Consider the following 475-nt stretch of genomic DNA (forward strand, 5'->3'; position numbering starts at 1 on the left):
CCGTTATTCCTTGTGCGACTCGACCGAGGTTAACTATATGGTGACCTGTCGTCCGGCGTAAGGTTACACGGATAAAGCACACGGGCTAGCCCGATATTTGAAACGGTATGTCGAAAGCAACTTGATTCAAATATCGGTAAGGCAAATCAGGCCGTCTGAAAAGAAAAAAGGCATGTTCGATACATGCCTTTTTTGTATGTGCAGAGAGGTTGTCGCCCTTATTCCGTCCAAGACGAATACGGATGTTTGCTCAGATACGCATTGGTGAATTTCCCGTCTGACGTGATTTCCTGACCCAGCCAAGACGGTTTGGGGAACTCGGTATCTTCAGACGGCAATTCAATTTCCGCCACAATCAATGGTGCATTGTCGCCGAAATATTCATCGATTTCATATACAAAGCCTTCAAATTCGACCCGATAGCGGTATTTTTCCATTTTAAACGGGCACATGTCCGCCATCATTGCTTGCGCGT

1 pseudogene is annotated in these 475 nt (G+C 46.3%); it reads right to left on the reverse strand.

The window, feature by feature from the left end:
* Positions 1-218: 218 nt before the first annotated feature.
* Positions 219-475 (reverse strand): annotated as a pseudogene (locus ACTHUR_RS19770) (CYTH domain-containing protein); the annotation flags it as partial.

This window comes from Neisseria sp. P0021.S007, from assembly GCF_051956855.1.